At 71.6% G+C, this 1174-nt stretch carries 1 protein-coding gene; it reads left to right on the top strand.

Annotated features, from left to right (window positions below; all coding sequences use genetic code 11):
• Positions 1-1174: penicillin acylase family protein (locus ACFQEU_RS16270; RefSeq protein ID WP_379783857.1), on the top strand; the 1174-nt coding region annotated here is incomplete at both ends.

Here is a 1174-nt window from a genome sequence, read left to right as displayed (position 1 = left end):
CGGGAGCGCCGGCTCGGCGTCGAAGACGAGCCGCTCGTCTCCTGGCTCTCCGGGTTCGAGTCCCGGCCGGGCATCGGCTCGAACTCCTGGGTCGTCTCGGGCGAGCACACGGCGTCCGGCGACGCCCTGCTCGCGAACGACCCGCACCTCGCGTTACAGGCCCCGCCGCTGTGGTACGAGCAGCACGTCGATGCGGCCGGCATGTCGACCCGTGGCGTCACGTTTCCCGGCGTCCCGTTCGTCGTCATCGGGGCCAGCGACACCTGCTCGTGGGGGTTCACCAACCCGGGGACCGACCAGCTCGACTGTTACACCTACGAGACTCGGGGGGAGCGAGCGGCGGCGGGCGGGACCGGCCTCGACCCCGTCGGCTCGTCCACCGTCCCTCGCGAGTATCGATACGGGGCCGAGTGGCGCGAGTTCGGGTTCCAAACCGAGCGGATCCGCGTCGCCGACGGTCCCGACAGGGTCGTGCCGGTCCGGACCAGCGTCCACGGGCCGGTGCTCGAACGCGAGGGTCGCGAGGTCGGCGTCTCGTGGGTGGGGCTGGCGGGCTCCGCGGTGACGACCGCGATCCGGGCGTTCGCGTTCGCCGACGACGTCGACGGGATCGAGGACGCGAGTCGCGCGTTCGACGGGTTCAGCCAGTGTCTCGTTGCGGCCGATTCCGACGGCGGTACCCTGTTCCGAGTAACGGGTCGGGTTCCGATCCGGCGAACTGACGGCGAGCCGGTCCGCGGTGACCGAGTGCACGACGGTTCCGCTCGCGAGGGCGAGTGGCCGGGGTTCGAGCCGTACGCGAGCGACCCGGACTGGTCGGGGACGATCCCGTTCGCGGAGATGCCCGCGCGGTCGAATCCGGACGCGCTCGGGACCGCGAACCAGCGGCTCGTCGACGACGCCGCTTACCCGTACTATCTCTCGGAGGGGTACTCGGAGCCGTGGCGGGGGATCCGCCTGTGGGCGCTGCTCGACGAGGGCGTTGCCGATAGCGACCTGACGCTGGACGACATGCGACGGCTCCAGCGCGACATCGTTGACGGGAGAGCCGAACGACTCGTTCCCCTGGTCGTCGACGCGGTGGCGGACGCGCCGGCTGACGGCGACGTGAACGACGCGACCCGCGAGGCGGACGCGACGCTCGACGACTGGGACCGGGAGATGACCCGCGACT

This window comes from Halorubrum tibetense (assembly GCF_042661865.1).
GTDB lineage: Archaea > Halobacteriota > Halobacteria > Halobacteriales > Haloferacaceae > Halorubrum > Halorubrum tibetense.
The sequence above is the reverse complement of the archived record's forward strand: the minus strand, read 5'-3'. Positions and strand labels throughout refer to the sequence as shown.